This is a genomic window from Thermococcus sp. (assembly GCF_027011145.1).
GTDB lineage: Archaea > Methanobacteriota_B > Thermococci > Thermococcales > Thermococcaceae > Thermococcus.
This window is the reverse complement of record NZ_JALVAO010000032.1, coordinates 1-15193: the sequence shown is the minus strand read 5'-3', so window position 1 is coordinate 15193 and position 15193 is coordinate 1. Positions and strand designations below refer to the sequence as shown.

Below are 15193 nucleotides of genomic sequence, written 5' to 3'. Positions count from 1 at the left end.
AAATTCCAAGGCCCCATTAGAAGCTAAAATGGACACTTTTGTCCAAGATGGAATTAAGACAAAGATTTTTATTATCACCAGTAAAGAATCAAACCAAGTGGTGATAACATGGACGTCAAAAGGACTGTGGTTGTAATGGTTATAATTGCAATTATCGGCCTTGTCCTTAATTCCACCGTTCAACATTATCAAGGAGGAGAGATATACGAGGCAGCAAATCAAGCTTATGGTCTTCTTGTTAAAGGTTTCAACGTTACAGTTATCATTAAGACCGTTAATGGAGAAACCATCAAGGGAACCCTCCTGAGCGTCAGGGGGTCTACAATCTCAATAGTTGTGAACGGGACTACATACACCGTTGGAGGACCGGAAGCAACAAGGGAGGATATAAAGGCAAAACTAATCAAGGTTATATACTACGGCAAAGTATACCTCTACGAAGTTGCCCCAATGGAAGGAAAAGGCTCGGAGGTCTTCTCAAAATTGCTTCCCAACCAATACTACTCGGTTCGCTACTCCGGAAAAATCTACATCGAGGGAGGAATAACTCCTATAGAGATAGGCAAGTTGAAGTACCAAGCAGATTACAGAACCTACGGCTCAATAACCATAAACCATTTGGGCCCGAATGGGGCCATAATAACTGCCAACATGGTTCCGGTTCAGTATCTAATCGAATACCTTGGCAACTACACTGTGTATACCTACGGCCTTCTCTACGTTAACTCCAACGAAAGAAATCTCCCCCTGAAGCTCCTTGAGGTGAGAAATCCATGAAGTTCCCGGCCCTCGTGCCGATTCTCTTCATGGCCTACGTCGCCATAGGACTTGCCGAGCCAAAGACCATCGCCGTTAGTCTGGCCTTTGCACTGGCAATAGTCCTGGGGATTAAACGGGGAGAGGAGTTGGAATGGCACGATAACGGCCTTAAAATCAGGGAGGAGTATATCGTCTACGCGTTCTGGTTGGCCATCGGAATAATAGCACTCCAAATCATAAGACTTGGAGGAATACCCCTCCTTCATCCGGCAATAAGAACGAGCCTCAGCCCAAGGCTGACGGCGTTGACCTACTTCCTCGGCGTCCCTTCGAGTGTCTATCTATTCCTCAGGGGAAAGAAATATTCACTCCTATACCCAATCGCGGTTTCCCTCTATGCATACAGAACCCCGGTTCTCGTTTCGGTCATAGCAATAGGCTCGGCCTATTACGAGACTTCAAGAAAAGAAGGAAAGTTTAACGTCAAAAAACTCGCCGGAATCCTTGGAGGAGGCGCTATCCTGTTCCTTCTGGTAACGTTTCTCCGCGGAAACGGCCTCTCAAGCCTCTGGGTTCGCTTTCAGAGCACGGTCTCTGCTCTTGATGCCATAATATGGCGGGGAGACTGGAGCGGAACGTACAAAGGCTACCTCCAGTGGACCGGAGTGACCTCGTACATATGGGGAGGCTACTCCCCGAGGGGGCTCATAGCGAAGTTCCTCTACGTCCACACAGGGGCAACCATAACCGCGACCCTCTTAGGCGGAATGTACCTCGACTTCGGGGTATTCGCCATAGTGGAGGGCTTTCTCCTCGGGTTCTATTACGGTTCAATCTCAAAGGCGACCCATCCACTAACCCGGGCCCTCTACTACTCCACGCTGGCCTACGGGATAGTTGGTGTAGAAACCGGAATACTTGACCTGCCCGTTTACGCCCTGTTCCTCCTTGGGGCCTATACAGTTTACAGCGGATGGAAGGTGATGAGGAAGCGTGAAGCCCGATGAACTCTTCGGGTTAACTGCCGTTGCATACCTACTGATGGCGTGGCTGGGAAAGGCCATCTATTTCAACGGGCCCGAGACGGGGCCGGCCATCTACGCTGTTCTTTTTCTGGCCATCCTTCTAGTTGGATTACAGAAGGGGGCAAATTTGAATGGACGTTTATTCCTTTCTGCGTTTCTCCTACTTGTTCCCCTTGGACCGGGCTATCTGGTGGGTGGAGCGTTGAGCTTTTCCATTCTCTATCTCCTAATGAGGAAAAACCTTCTGAGAAGGGCCGTTTTGCCGGCCCTCCTGGTGGCCACAGGCCTAACGGCGTTTGCCTGCCTGAGGTGGGGCCTTCCGGTTCTAAAGCCGGAACTCAGATACACGGAGGCAAGCGTCCCCTTTCTGGTTGCAGGGGACATAGTCATAGGGGCAATAGCCGTTCTTCCTGACGTTCGACTCCTCGTAATAGGCGAGATGATTGCAATCATAAGTGCGTCAAGGACTGTTGGCCTTGGCGTGGCCGTTGCGTACGCCCTCAGGATAGCTTACGAAAACAGGCTAACGTTTGAAGAAATAAAAAGCCATAAAAAAGTCGTTTTGATTGGTATAATCCTGCTCCTTGGAGTTTTCTTAGCCAGATACTATGTAACGGTGAGGGAATATCCAGTGTGGAAGCTGGGCTTTTTGGGAAGCATCCTCTACAGGCCTGCCTCCTCCTACACTGTATACGAGAAACTTTTTAGTCTGGGAATGCCCTTTGGAAGGGGGGAACTTCTCTTCAATCCGGACCCAACGGGCTACGTTGGCGGACTCTTTGGAAAACACATCGGATACACATACACAATCTTCGGACAGCCGGCCTATGATTTTGGAATTTTTGGACTCCTTGAGGCACTAATCCTAGGTTTGGCCCTTGGAAAGGCCTCCACAAACCCATTCACGGGGACCTTCGCGCTAACCGTTGCAGTCCTTGCCCTCGACATTGGAATCGAGGGACAGTTCCTCGTTGCAATCCTCCTGATGGCCTACCTATCGGAGGTGAAGACATGGACAGGAAAAAACTAGCCCGGAAAGTCCTGCCGGGAATAATCTTCCTCTTCGCTCTGGGAATTGAGCTCATAACTTTTCCGCCCTGGGACACGCTGAGCTACGACGGGGCGCTTTACATTGACATCGCCAGGAATCTGGCCGTTAGTCCCGCGAATTTCACCTACCAGGGAGTCTACATGATGTACCGCCCACCCCTCTACCCGTACACTCTCTCGATGTTTTACCACTTCATCCATGAACCCCTGAGCCAGCTTACTGTTGCGAGACTTGTTTCTGCCGTCTTTTTTGCCATGACGGCGGTTTTGGTTTATCTCCTGACTATGGAGCTCTTTGAGAGACCCGTCAAGGGAATCCTCAGCTCGGCCTTCTTCATCTTCAACGCTCTAGCATTCACCATGGGGACGAGGGAACTTGTTCACAGCGAATTTACCTTCTTCTACGCCCTGGCCATCTATCTCCTCCACACCGGAAGGAAGAGAAAAAATCCCACGAGGGTTTATCTGGCCTTCGTCTCGGCCGGCCTCGCAATACTAACGCGCTACACCGGGCTCTCTATAATAGCGGTTTTCATCGCCTACCTCTGGTTCACGGAGTACTGGGACTGGGCCAAAAGGAAGGAATACTGGATTGGCTTCGCCCTGCTCCTCCTGACCCTGAGTCCATGGCTCTATTTGGGCCATCTACACTACGGCGGAGCCCTGAAACCCTTTGAGATAGCGAGCAGGGCCGTTACAGCCGACAGGCCGGTCTCGGTCTCAACATTCATGAAGTGGCTCTTCAAGGACATAGGGCACGTCCTCCCCGCGCTGGTGGTTCTGGGACTCATAAGGCAGAGGCAGGACGAAAAGGGCTGGCTTTTGATAAGCTGGGCCCTCATAGGGTTCGCCATGATAATGACGGTGACCCACAAGGAGACGCGCTTCATAACGTTCTTGGCGCCGGTCATGGGAATACTGGCCGTTGAGGGGGTTTCGCTAATCGCGGACGGGATTGAGAAAGCCCTTGAGCTCGCAGGAAGGCAGATAAAGCCGTGGAAAAAGGCCATCACAATAGGTCTCGCTCTTCTCCTCCTCATTCCTGTGGGTGGAAGCGCGTTTGTTCTAAAGGAGAGGTGGAATATGACTGGAAAATGTGAATCCCATGCGCTGAGGTATGCGAGTAAGCACTATTCGGCAAGAAAATTGCTAGTTTCACCACCCATCTACACTATGGCAGGGTTCTATTATCCCGGAGCAAGGGTCGAGATAATGTTGGCAAATAAAAATGTTGAAAGGAAACTCCGGGAGAAATACTACGATATAATCATTTGCAAAGAGCCAATTACATATTCAAATATTCTTGAAAGTGAAAATTACAAACTTGTTAAAGAGTTCTGCAATGGAAAGCTCAAAATATTTATAAGGAATAGCCTTGGGACTAATTAGGGCGCCCTATCTCCAAATGAACACATCTCCTTTCTTTTTCAACCCTATACACTGAGGAACAGGTCTGGATAGTTAATTTTAAAAGCGACCTTTCGATATATCACTCGCAGTAATTAAACGGAGGGAAACGTCATGAGCGAATACAAGTTTATAAGGTGGTTCGAGGAGCTCAGCAAGGAAGATGTCCCCCTTGTTGGAGGAAAGGGTGCAAACCTCGGTGAGCTCACAAGGGCAGGAATACCTGTTCCGCCCGGATTCTGTGTCACCGCTGAGGCATACAAGTACTTTGTGGAGAACGTTAAGCTCAGCAAAAGTGATATCGAAAAGATAATGGGAGAAAAAGCTAAAAGCGGTGTTCTCGCGGAAGTTCTCGCGGAAGCGCCTGATGAACCGAGACCACTTCAGGATTGGATTATGGACATAGTCAGCAGAACTAACGTTGACGACAGCAGAGAACTCCTTGACAACACTGCCGTTATTAGGGAGCTAATAGAAAGCATTCCAATGCCCGAAGAGATAAAAACCGAAGTTCTAGATGCATACCACAAACTTAGCCAGAGATTCGGAAAGGATGCTGTTTACGTCGCCGTTCGCTCTTCTGCTACCGCTGAAGACCTTCCGGAAGCGAGTTTTGCCGGCCAACAGGAAACCTACTTAGATGTTTACGGTGATGACGACGTTATAGACAAGGTCAAGAAGTGTTGGGCCTCACTTTGGACTGCCAGAGCTACCTTCTACAGGGCCAAGCAGGGATTTGACCACAGGAAGGTTTACCTCTCAGCGGTTGTACAGAAGATGGTCAACAGCGAGACCAGCGGTGTTATGTTTACCGCCAACCCTGTTACCAACAACAGGAACGAGATAATGATTAACGCCGCTTGGGGACTAGGCGAGGCTGTCGTAAGCGGTGCCGTTACTCCAGATGAATACATCGTCGAGAAGGGCACCTGGAAGATAAAGGAGAAGTATATTGCCAAGAAAGAAGTCATGTACATCCGCAATCCCGAAACAGGTAAGGGTACCGTTCTCGTTAAAGTTGCCGACTACCTCGGGCCAGAATACGTTGAAAAGCAAGTTCTTACAGACGAGCAGATAATCGAAGTTGCCAAGATGGGAGCCAAGATTGAGGAACACTACCAGTATCCCCAGGACATCGAGTGGGCCTATGACAAGGACGATGGAAAACTCTACATAGTTCAGTCCAGGCCTATAACCACCCTCAAGGAGGCACCGAGTGAGAGCGAAGAGGTAGAAGAAACTGAAGAGATGGAAGTAATTCTTAAGGGCCTTGGAGCATCACCTGGAATTGGTGCCGGTAGGGTCGTGATAATCTTTGACGCCAGCGAAATAGACAAAGTCAAAGAGGGAGACGTTCTCGTAACCACAATGACTAACCCCGACATGGTTCCAGCCATGAAGAGAGCTAGCGCCATCGTTACAGATGAAGGTGGAAGAACGTGCCATGCCGCAATAGTTGGTAGAGAACTCGGAATCCCAACTGTTGTTGGAACCAAAGAAGCAACCAAGAAGCTCAAGGACGGCATGCTAGTTACCGTCGACGGAACCAGAGGTGTCGTTTACAAGGGCATAGTCAAGAGCCTTGTAAAGAAGAAAGAAGCGGAAAAAGCCGAGAGCAAAGTTGTCGTAGCTGGAGCTCCCCTCATTACAGCAACAGAGATCAAAGTCAATGTCTCTATGCCTGAAGTTGCTGAGCGCGCAGCTGCAACCGGTGCAGATGGCGTTGGTCTCCTCAGGGCTGAGCACATGATACTCAGCATCGGCCAGCACCCGGTCAAGTTTATCAAGGAGGGTAAAGAAGAAGAGCTTGTTGAGAAGCTCGTAGAGGGAATAAGAAAAGTCGTTGAAGCGTTCTATCCAAGGCGCGTCTGGTATAGGACCCTCGACGCTCCAACCAACGAGTTCCGTGAGCTTCCAGGCGGTGAAGACGAACCTATCGAAAGGAACCCGATGCTTGGCTGGCGTGGAATCAGGCGCGGTCTCGACCAGCCAGAGCTTCTCAGGGCCGAGTTCAAAGCAATAAAGAGGCTCGTTGATGAGGGATACGACAACATTGGAGTAATGCTCCCGCTCGTCAGCCACCCTGAGCAGATAAGGAAAGCTAAAGAGATAGCTCGCTCAGTTGGCCTCGAACCCCACAAAGACGTCGAGTGGGGTGTCATGATCGAGACTCCAGCTTCAGCTCTCATCATTGAAGACCTCATCAAAGAAGGCCTTGACTTCGTCAGCTTCGGAACCAACGACCTCACCCAGTATACCCTTGCCATCGACAGGGACAACGAGCGCGTCTTCAAGCTCTACGATGAGAAGCACCCGGCAGTACTTAAGCTCATCAAGCACGTCATAAAGGTCTGTAAGAAGTATGGAGTAGAAACCAGCATATGCGGACAGGCTGGTAGTGACCCGAAGATGGCTAGAATCCTCGTCAGGCTCGGAATTGACAGTATCTCAGCGAACCCAGATGCCGTCGAGCTCATCAGGAAGACCGTCGCCCAAGAGGAGCAGAAGCTCATGCTTGAAGCTGCCAGAAAGAGACTCTTCGAGGATAAGGACGAGCTCGAGTTCTGATTTTCTTCCCTTTCTTAATGGTTTATTCCGTGATCTTGATTTCTTCTTTAAACAACTACTTGGTGTGGGCATTAGCTTTAAATAGGAACATTTCGATGGCGATCTGATAGCCCATGAAGCTCAGCGAGATGCGTGAAGAAATCATCAACGGGCCGATAGAGAGAACACTCCTCAAGCTAGCGGGCCCGCTGATAGTCAACAACCTCGTCCAGGTCGTCTACAACATAACCGACACTTTCTGGCTCGGTAAACTCGGGAGGGAAGCACTTTCAGCCCCGGGAGTAACGTGGCCGATTATCGGGACTCTGATGGCGCTGGGAATGGGGTTTGCCACGGCCGGCTTCGCCTTCGTGGGGCAGTACATAGGGGCCGGAGAGTTTAAAAAGGCCGGTCGCTCCGCGGGAGCCCTCTACTCCCTCATGGTCTTCTTCTCAGTGGTGACGGCAATCATAAGCGTCCTAATCCTCCCCTACGCGCTCCGCTTCATGAAGGTAACGCCAGCGCTTTACCCCTACGCGAAGACCTACGCGACGATAGTCTTCCTCGGCGTTCCCTTCGCCTTCACATACATGGCCTTCTCAGCCCTGATGAGGGCTTCCGGCGACACGAAGACCCCGATGAGGATAACCCTGATTACCGTTTTCCTCAACATAGTCCTCGACCCGCTCTTCATCTTCGGCCTCGGCCCCTTCCCAAAGCTCGGCGTTGCCGGAGCGGCGGTAGCTACGGTTATAGCGAACGCAACCGGCTCAGCAATCGGGCTCTACCTCATGTTCTCGGGAAGGGTGGCGTTAAAACTCACTCCCTCAAGCCTCAGACCGGACTTCGAGTTCTACAGAAGGCTCTTCCGCGTTGGGCTTCCCTCAGGCATCGGCCAATCTGCAAACAGCTTCGGTTTCGTAGTCCTTACGAGGATTATAATGGGCTTCGGTGACGTCACATACGCGGCCTACGTCATAACCACGAGGCTGGTGAACTTCCTGACGAGCATTTCTAGGGGCATAAGCATGGCCATGGGAACCATGATAGCCCAGAACGTCGGCGCCGGCAAGTTCGAGAGAGCCAAAAGAATAGCCGAGAGGACGATGCTCATCAACTTCACCATAGCTAGTCTTGCGGTTCTAATCATTGGAATCTTCCGCGTTCCAATCTTCAAGGTCTTCCTCGACGACCCCAAGGTCATAGCCGAGAGCAAAATTGTCCTTGAGTACTTCCTCATCTCGGTTCCATTCTTCAACGGAATCTTCATCGTCGTCAACAGGACCTTTCTCTCGGCAGGGCATACCAAAAAGAGCATGGCCCTCGGCATAATCCGTCTCTGGGGCCTGAGAATCCCGCTGAGCTACGCCTTCGGCTACATTGGGGCCGTAACGATTCTCGGGCTGACGATACCCCTCGCGAGCCTCTTCGACTTCACGAGCAGGGGCGTCTTCTTCGGAATGGGTCTTAGTAACTTCCTCGGGGCGTTGATAGCGCTCGCCTGGTTCCTCCGCGGGAGCTGGATGAGTGCGATAATCGAGAAGAAGTCCAAAGAACCGGGAAAGCCGGGTGGAGTTAAACATTCGGAAGGCTAATAAACCCCCCGTCCAAGGGCCAACGGTGAGAACATGAAGGCCGAAAGATGGGAGGGAGTTTACTCCTTTGAGGACAGCCCCTTTTTGATGGAAATACTGACCGAGCTGAGGGACGAGAGAACGGGGCCGATAGCATTCAGAAAGGGCCTTGTAAAGCTCGGCCGTTACATGGCCTACGAGCTGACGAAGACTATGGAAGTCGAGAGGGTTCCCGTGAAGACGCCCCTTGAAGAAACGGAGGGAGTTCTCGTAAAGGACAGGAGGAACGTCGTCATAATAACGGTTCTCCGCGCGGCCATACCGCTGATGGAGGGTCTCATCAAGGTCCTCGAGCACGCGCGCGTTGGCATCGTCTCCGCATCTCGCGGAAAAGCACCAAAGTTTGAGATTGAGATGAACTACGTCAAAATCCCAGAGATAAAACCGGAAGACACAGTCATCGTCGCCGACCCCATGATAGCGACCGGTTCAACTCTGATTAAGGTTCTCGATGAGGTCAAACGCTACGGGAAGCCAAAGAGACTCGTTGTCCTCGGCGTTCTCGCGGCCCCGGAGGGAATAGAGAGGATAAAGACGAAACACCCTGAAGTTGAAATATTCGTGGTAAAGGTTGACAGGGAGCTGAACGACAAAGGTTACATACTCCCCGGCTTAGGTGACGCCGGCGACAGGGCCTTTGGGGCACCTATTAAGGCTCAATAGAGCCTCCCTCCTTCCTCCCTTAGTTTTTCTCTCTCCTTCTCGAGTTTCTTCTCATCTTCCATGAACTTTGCCTTGTAATGGTAGCTTATTCTTGAAAAGAGAGAGGTAGCTGTGTTCATAAACTTCCCAGCAAAAGCCCCTATAAACGATGCAACTATGAGGAGACCAAGAATAAACCCAACTTCTCCCCAGCTGTATCTCCCCAGAAAGTGAAGGGCGTATCCAAGATACCCAAAAATGAACACAAAAGTCCCACCAACGAGACCAACTAGAAGAATCTTATATCCATAGCGCTCCATGAACAGCGCGAAGTCCACTTTCACCACCGGTTTAACTCTTGCAAAAGAAAGTATTTACGTCTTTCGGTCGGGTCGGCCAGTGCCAGTCTCATCACAAGTCAGACCGGTAAACGCTCGTCATCCCCCTTCAAGTTTTCCCATGCCTTTTTAAACCCACCGACGAAGAAGAGACGGCCGATGACGAGCGTTAGCCACGCTGATGATGATGAAAAGAGGGTTAGCCGAGGCCACTTTTTGAAACGAATCCCAGAAACCTCTTCAAAAACTCCATTCCGGCTTTGTTGTTAACGGCCTTGGGGTGGATTGAGAGGAAAAACGTCCCGTTCATGTTCTCATAGGAGCTTTCGGCACTTTCTAGCTCGTAGGGGAGAAGCAATGTGGGGATATACCAGGTGTATTCGCGGTTGTAGATGGGCTCGGCAGTTCCGTTTGAGAAGTAGATGAAATCCTCCCCGATGACGGTGATGTTGTGCTCGAGGAGAACCTCCAGAGCGGGCCTTGAAAGGGAATATCTCGGGGCTATGAAGTACTTTGGCGTGACGTTGAGATAGGAAAGGGCCCTTAAGCCCAGTTCGAGCTTCCTCTCGGCGACACTTGCGTTGCTGTTGAACTCGTCCCCGATATGGGTGTATCCGTGTAGCTCAATATGGTAACCCTCGCGCTTTAACTCCTTGAGAAAGTCCATAAAAGATTTATACTTCCACATCGGCATCATTCCGCCGTGGTCTGGGATAACGAAGAGATAAGTCCTGTTCTGGAGGCCGTACTCGTCTATAACCGCCGTTATGTTCCATAGCTGAGGAAGATAGGCGGGACTGACGTCATGGACGAGTATGGCAAAGCGCCCAAAGGGTTGAATATAGGCAGGACTCGACAGGGAACTTGAGGACAGGAAAACCAGGAGAAATATAGCGAACACGAGCAGTCTCTTCATCGGGGAAAGATGGGAAAAGGGCGTAAAAACCTTTCTAGAGGTGCCTCCTCAGGAAGTCACCGACCTTTGTCTTCCACTCCTCGGGGTGGAACTTCAGCGTTCTGACGTGGGGTGAATCTGTGACCCAGAGCTCCACGTTCGGGTTCACCTTCCTGTTCCTCTCGTAGAACTCCTTAACCTCATCAACCTTCACGAGGGGATCCTTTTTGCCCGCTATGAGGAGGAGAGGTTTTCTGATTTTTTCGGCGTAGTCGAGCATGTTGAGTTCCTTCGCACCGCTGAAGAGTTTTGTAAAGGGCTTGACAAAGGCGTAGAGCCACTCCGGGAGGTTGGCAAAGTACTTCAAACCACGCGCCCCTGTTTTGTCAAGGTAAATCGGAGGTGAATCCGCGACACCGCAGGTAACTCGCTCGTCCTCCGCGAGGGCCCTTATCGTGACCACAGCACCCATTGAAAAGCCAACCAAACCTATTTTCTTGGCCTTCTCGGGGTGGTTCTTTTCCAGCCAGTCCACTGCAGAGACAACGTCAATGAGTTCTCTCTCTCCAACTGTGGTGTAGTTGCCCTCGCTCTTCCCGTGGGCGCGGAAATCAAAGACGAGAACGCTGTAGCCTTCCTTAAGGAGGAACTCAGTGGTCTGTTTCATGTAGACTTCATCCCACCTGCTCCTCGTGTAGCCGTGCAAAGGAATAACCGTCGAGTCCTTCTCATTGGGAATCCACCAGGCGCTGAGCTTCAGCCCGTCCCTTGTCTCGATGGTAACGTCTTCGTATTCATAGCCAAAGTCCCTCGGCGTCCAATCTCCGATAAAGCGCGGTGGTTTGACCATTTTGTAGGCGACGAAGGCAGAAAAAGCTATGAAGAGCAGAAATAGAAAAATCAAAACTTCAGCCAACACCGGGTCATACCCCCACTTCCGTTTCTTCAATGTCTTCTATGCCCGGCTTGTCTTCAGAGACAACGTCAAGGTTCTTCATTCCCCAGATAAGGGGCAGGGCAATTATGACAAATATTGCACCAACGGGGAAAAGGACTCTATAATTACCTCCTGCAAGCTGGACTATTGCACCACCGACCAGACCTGCTATCAGTATCGGGAAGGATTTTGTTGCCTCAAAGAAGCCGTAATAACGGCCGTTAAATGCTTCACGCTCGTACTTGGTTAGGAGGTCGCCAATGACGGGCCATGATGTGGCCATTAGCATTCCCCAGCCTATTCCTGCTATTCCAATTAAAGCCGTTATCTGGACTTTGGTGTAAACAAACCAGCCCGCGAGGAAGGGTATGAGGAATATTATTCCACCAAGGACGATGGACTTCCTCCTGCCCGTCCTGTCGTAGAGTACTCCCCCAATAACGGCACCCACCAGCACGAGGACATTAAAGAGAGCCATTATTGCGTTTCCGAGGGCGGTGACATCCTTTGTTCCAAGGACCGACTCAAGGATTCCAAAGAGGAAGACAGCCACGAACTCGAAGCTCATCCACCAGAGTATCTGGGCAGAATAGAACTTCAAGAAGTCTTTGTCGGAAACTATTGAGCGGAGATACGTTGTAAGACTCTCTTCCGGCATTTCTTCAGGTAAGGGGGGTTCTCTAACCTTCATATAGACAATGAGTGCCGAGAGCATCAGGAACCCAGAGACAACGGCAAAGGGAATCCACATATATCCCGCCTGTATCAGGGCGTTTATTTCGTTCTTGATGCCCGTTTTCTTAGTTGCCTCAATTATTAAAAATGCCAAGCTTCCGAACAGGAAGAGGTTGCCCGCCCACTCGAAGAGTGTTATTATACCGCTTGCCCTTCCGCGCTCGCCACTTGGAATAACGTCCGGCATCAGTGAGCGGTACTGGGCAACGTAGAAGTACAGAGCAAAGTAAAACAGCGCAAGCATCGTCGCAAAAGCCAGCAAAGGAACCTTTGCTATGTAGCTGAAGTAAACACCGAGGGTCACAAAGCCTGCAAAGATACCTCCAGCAAGAATGAATGGTGTCCTTCGACCCCTGCCAAAATGGCTTTTATCACTGTAATAGCCCATCAGAATTGGAACAAAGATTCCCATTAGTCCCTGAAGTGAAAGCACGGCGCCAATTACAAAGGCAGAATTAGTGTACTCATTCTGAAGTAACTTAAAGGAGAGTCCTTTGTTTAAGGCCCAGCCAGTGCTCATGCTAAAACCCAGGAGGGCCAGTCCCAAAACGGTTCCCCAGCTAAATTCCCGTTTCATTTCTATCCCCTCCATTTTATAGCTCCCGCTAACGAGTTCCTATATAGACTATAGTGATACGATGATGTATAGCGAGGAACTTTTAAGTATTTTGAGTTCATTTTTGGGCGGTAATGAAGATGACATTTAAAGACAGTGATAAAATTTTCATATTGGGCCATAGAGGGTTCAGAGGTAAACTTGAAAACACGATACCTGCATTCAAGAGAGCTCTCAAATATGCAGATGGAATAGAGTTCGACGTCAGGATAACTCACGATAAAAAACTTGTTTTACTTCATGATGGGACGTTTAAAAGCGATGGTCAAGAATATTCAGTAAAAGCCCTGACATACAGGGAACTAACGAGACTTCACCCAAAAGGAAAACTTGTTCCCCTTTTAAAGGACGCTTTAGTTTTAAAACCCAGACTAATCAACGCAGATCTTAAAGATATTGAGGCACTCAATCCCCTTTTGAATAAACTTGAATCTACAGGACTTCTCGATAGAACAGTTATATCCGTTGATAGCTTAGGATGGTTGAAAATTATTCGCAGAGAGTGTCCATACTGCCGAGTTGGACTTTCCATAACAACCCCAAGAACCTTTTTTAGAAGCTTTAAGTTTAGAGAGGGTTATCTTCATGTACCTCTCGACCTCATAAAATACACAGGGTTCAGAGTTTTTCGAACACTTCTCCGCTTCTATGGAAAGAAAACCAAGATCTGGCTCTGGAATTACCAAATGAACGAAATTGAATGGATTCCAAAACTACTTCCATATGCATATGCAATAATCTCAGACGATCCTGCCAGACTGAAAAGGTTTATATCCCTTGAACCCACAACCAATGAGGCGATCCATCATGTGGGAACGAGAAAAAGTTATAGTTCTGGGGCATAGAGGATACATGGGTAAATTCCCCGAGAACAGCTTGCTTGCTTTCAAAAAGGCTATCGAAGCAGGTGCTGATGGGGTAGAGCTCGATGTGTGGTCAACAAAAGATGAAAAAGTAATTGTAATGCACGACGAGACCATAGACAGAACGAGCAACATGAAGGGAAAACAAAAAGAAATGACCCTTGAAGAAATCAAAAAAGCCAACATAGGTATGGGTGAAAGGATTCCGACTCTTGAGGAAGTCTTTGAAGCCCTCCCGGAAAGTGCTCTAATCAACGTCGAGCTCAAGGATAAAGATGCCGTCGGGGAAGTTGCCAGAATCGTCAAGAAAAACAACCCCGAGAGAGTCCTGATTTCTTCCTTCAACGTTGATGCCCTGAGGGAATATCGGAAGTTTGATGGGGAAACCAGAATGGGTCTTCTGATTAACAGGGAAGACGTTGTTCCGCTCATTCCAAAGCTTAAGGAGGAGCTGAACCTCTGGTCGATAAACATTCCAATGGAGGCTATCCCGCTTCTCGGCCTTGAAAAGACCCTCCAGGCCATAAAGTGGGCCCGCTCCCTCGGACTAAAAGTCGTCCTGTGGACGGAAAACGACGAACTCTTCTACCTCAACGACAGCCTTGCAAAGCTGAAGGGCCTCTTCGAAGTTGTGATTGCAAACGATGTGGAGAGAATGATTGAATACTTAAGCTCACTTGGTTTAAGATGAACCTTTTCTTCTTTTTGATTTTGGCAACGTTAATAAGAATTTAGAACCATACCCAAGCTGGTATTTAGAAAGAAAGTGGTGAGTAAAGATGGAGAAGTTCATACTCTCACTCGACGAGGGGACGACATCTGCCAGGGCGATAATATTCGACAGAGAAAGCAACATCCTTGGAATCGGCCAGTATGAGTTCCCCCAGCATTATCCCAAGCCCGGCTGGGTGGAGCATAATCCCGAGGAAATCTGGGAGGCGCAGTTCAGGGCCATAAAGACCGCCCTTGAGAGGGCCAAAATAGAACCGAACCAGATAGCCGCTATCGGAGTTACCAACCAGCGCGAGACGACAATAGTCTGGGACAGAAACGGGAAATCGCTTTACAACGCGATAGTGTGGCAGTGCAGAAGGACTGCAGAAATGGTCGAGGAAATAAAGAGGGAATACGGCGATATGATAAGGCAGAAGACCGGTCTCGTGCCCGATGCCTACTTCTCCGCGAGCAAGCTCAAGTGGCTCCTCGACAACGTGCCCGGGCTGAGAGAGAAGGCCGAGAAAGGCGAGGTTCTCTTCGGAACGGTGGATACCTTCCTCATCTACCGCCTGACCGGGGAGCACGTGACGGACTACTCGAACGCCTCAAGAACGATGCTCTTCAACATCAAGAGGCTTGACTGGGACGACGAGCTCCTCGAGATATTCGGGATTCCCAGGGACATTCTGCCCGAGGTAAGGGAGTCGAGCGAGGTCTACGGCTATACAAGGAGAGACCTCCTCGGTACGGAAATTCCGGTAAGTGGAGACGCCGGTGACCAGCAGGCCGCTCTATTCGGTCAGGCGGGCTTTGAAACGGGAATGGTGAAGGCCACCTACGGAACCGGGAGCTTCATACTGGCAAACACTGGAAAGACAGTCCGCTACTCAAACAACCTGCTCACAACGATAGCGTGGGGACTGAAGGGGAAGGTCACCTACGCGCTGGAAGGGAGCATATTCGTAACTGGTGCCGCCGTCCAGTGGCTCCGCGACGGAATAAAGATTATCAGGCACGCCTCTGAAACA

14 protein-coding genes are annotated in these 15193 nt (G+C 49.9%); 10 read left to right on the top strand and 4 right to left on the bottom strand.

Annotation, left to right across the window (positions count from 1 at the left end; genetic code table 11):
* The first annotated feature begins 108 nt into the window (after positions 1 to 108).
* The 7 genes from MVG27_RS03015 (at position 109) to upp (ending at position 9085) form a co-directional block, all read left to right on the top strand.
* Positions 109 to 777, top strand: coding sequence for a hypothetical protein (locus MVG27_RS03015; protein ID WP_297551345.1), 669 nt, complete (start codon positions 109 to 111; stop codon positions 775 to 777).
* Entirely contained in the window at positions 774 to 1766 is a 993-nt protein-coding gene (locus MVG27_RS03010; protein ID WP_297551347.1) for a hypothetical protein, read from the top strand. Before MVG27_RS03015 ends, MVG27_RS03010 begins: the two co-directional genes overlap by 4 nt.
* The gene (locus MVG27_RS03005) at positions 1753 to 2814 is read left to right on the top strand and encodes a hypothetical protein (RefSeq protein ID WP_297551348.1); all 1062 of its coding nucleotides are present in this window, start codon (positions 1753 to 1755) and stop codon (positions 2812 to 2814) included. Before MVG27_RS03010 ends, MVG27_RS03005 begins: the two co-directional genes overlap by 14 nt.
* Entirely contained in the window at positions 2796 to 4223 is a 1428-nt protein-coding gene (locus MVG27_RS03000; protein WP_297551350.1) for a glycosyltransferase family 39 protein, read from the top strand. Before MVG27_RS03005 ends, MVG27_RS03000 begins: the two co-directional genes overlap by 19 nt.
* A 132-nt stretch (positions 4224 to 4355) precedes the next feature.
* Positions 4356 to 6809 (top strand): phosphoenolpyruvate synthase, encoded by a 2454-nt coding sequence (gene ppsA, locus MVG27_RS02995; protein WP_297551352.1) that lies wholly within the window; start codon positions 4356 to 4358, stop codon positions 6807 to 6809.
* Positions 6810 to 6922: 113 nt separating this feature from the next.
* Positions 6923 to 8383 (top strand): MATE family efflux transporter, encoded by a 1461-nt coding sequence (locus MVG27_RS02990; RefSeq protein ID WP_297556150.1) that lies wholly within the window; start codon positions 6923 to 6925, stop codon positions 8381 to 8383.
* Between the two features lie 33 nt (positions 8384 to 8416).
* A complete protein-coding gene (gene upp / locus MVG27_RS02985; RefSeq protein WP_297551356.1) occupies positions 8417 to 9085 on the top strand; it encodes a uracil phosphoribosyltransferase in 669 nt (222 codons plus the stop codon).
* Here upp and MVG27_RS02980 read toward each other — a convergent pair.
* From MVG27_RS02980 to MVG27_RS02965, 4 genes are all read right to left on the bottom strand, one after another.
* Entirely contained in the window at positions 9079 to 9408 is a 330-nt protein-coding gene (locus tag MVG27_RS02980; protein ID WP_297551358.1) for a hypothetical protein, read from the bottom strand. The genes upp and MVG27_RS02980 overlap by 7 nt on opposite strands.
* A 193-nt stretch (positions 9409 to 9601) precedes the next feature.
* Positions 9602 to 10318, bottom strand: coding sequence for a DUF2334 domain-containing protein (locus MVG27_RS02975; RefSeq protein ID WP_297551360.1), 717 nt, complete (start codon positions 10316 to 10318; stop codon positions 9602 to 9604).
* A gap of 34 nt (positions 10319 to 10352) precedes the next feature.
* Complete coding sequence (locus tag MVG27_RS02970; RefSeq protein ID WP_297551362.1) at positions 10353 to 11216, bottom strand: alpha/beta fold hydrolase; 864 nt, start codon at positions 11214 to 11216, stop codon at positions 10353 to 10355.
* Between the two features lie 4 nt (positions 11217 to 11220).
* Entirely contained in the window at positions 11221 to 12546 is a 1326-nt protein-coding gene (locus MVG27_RS02965) for an MFS transporter (RefSeq protein ID WP_297551364.1), read from the bottom strand.
* A gap of 113 nt (positions 12547 to 12659) precedes the next feature.
* On the opposite strand from MVG27_RS02965, the gene MVG27_RS02960 reads away from it, so the two are divergent.
* The 3 genes from MVG27_RS02960 to glpK all read left to right on the top strand — a co-directional run.
* A complete protein-coding gene (locus MVG27_RS02960) occupies positions 12660 to 13430 on the top strand; it encodes a glycerophosphodiester phosphodiesterase family protein (RefSeq protein ID WP_297550197.1) in 771 nt (256 codons plus the stop codon).
* Positions 13393 to 14139: a glycerophosphodiester phosphodiesterase family protein gene (locus MVG27_RS02955; RefSeq protein WP_297550199.1), complete on the top strand. Its 747-nt coding sequence runs from the start codon at positions 13393 to 13395 to the stop codon at positions 14137 to 14139. The genes MVG27_RS02960 and MVG27_RS02955 overlap by 38 nt, the downstream gene beginning before the upstream one ends.
* 88 nt (positions 14140 to 14227) lie before the next feature.
* On the top strand, positions 14228 to 15193 hold a 966-nt coding region (gene glpK, locus MVG27_RS02950; protein ID WP_297556148.1), incomplete at its 3' end, for a glycerol kinase GlpK.

Bases quoted from the DNA above. Each gene is read 5' to 3' on its own strand.
- MVG27_RS03015 (WP_297551345.1), top strand. From the start codon at position 109: ATGGACGTCAAAAGGACTGTGGTTGTAATGGTTATAATTGCAATTATC.
- MVG27_RS03010 (WP_297551347.1), top strand. From the start codon at position 774: ATGAAGTTCCCGGCCCTCGTGCCGATTCTCTTCATGGCCTACGTCGCC.
- MVG27_RS03000 (WP_297551350.1), top strand. From the start codon at position 2,796: ATGGACAGGAAAAAACTAGCCCGGAAAGTCCTGCCGGGAATAATCTTC.
- ppsA (WP_297551352.1), top strand. From the start codon at position 4,356: ATGAGCGAATACAAGTTTATAAGGTGGTTCGAGGAGCTCAGCAAGGAA.
- MVG27_RS02990 (WP_297556150.1), top strand. From the start codon at position 6,923: ATGAAGCTCAGCGAGATGCGTGAAGAAATCATCAACGGGCCGATAGAG.
- upp (WP_297551356.1), top strand. From the start codon at position 8,417: ATGAAGGCCGAAAGATGGGAGGGAGTTTACTCCTTTGAGGACAGCCCC.
- MVG27_RS02975 (WP_297551360.1), bottom strand. From the start codon at position 10,318: ATGAAGAGACTGCTCGTGTTCGCTATATTTCTCCTGGTTTTCCTGTCC.
- MVG27_RS02965 (WP_297551364.1), bottom strand. From the start codon at position 12,546: ATGAAACGGGAATTTAGCTGGGGAACCGTTTTGGGACTGGCCCTCCTG.
- MVG27_RS02960 (WP_297550197.1), top strand. From the start codon at position 12,660: ATGAAGATGACATTTAAAGACAGTGATAAAATTTTCATATTGGGCCAT.
- MVG27_RS02955 (WP_297550199.1), top strand. From the start codon at position 13,393: ATGTGGGAACGAGAAAAAGTTATAGTTCTGGGGCATAGAGGATACATG.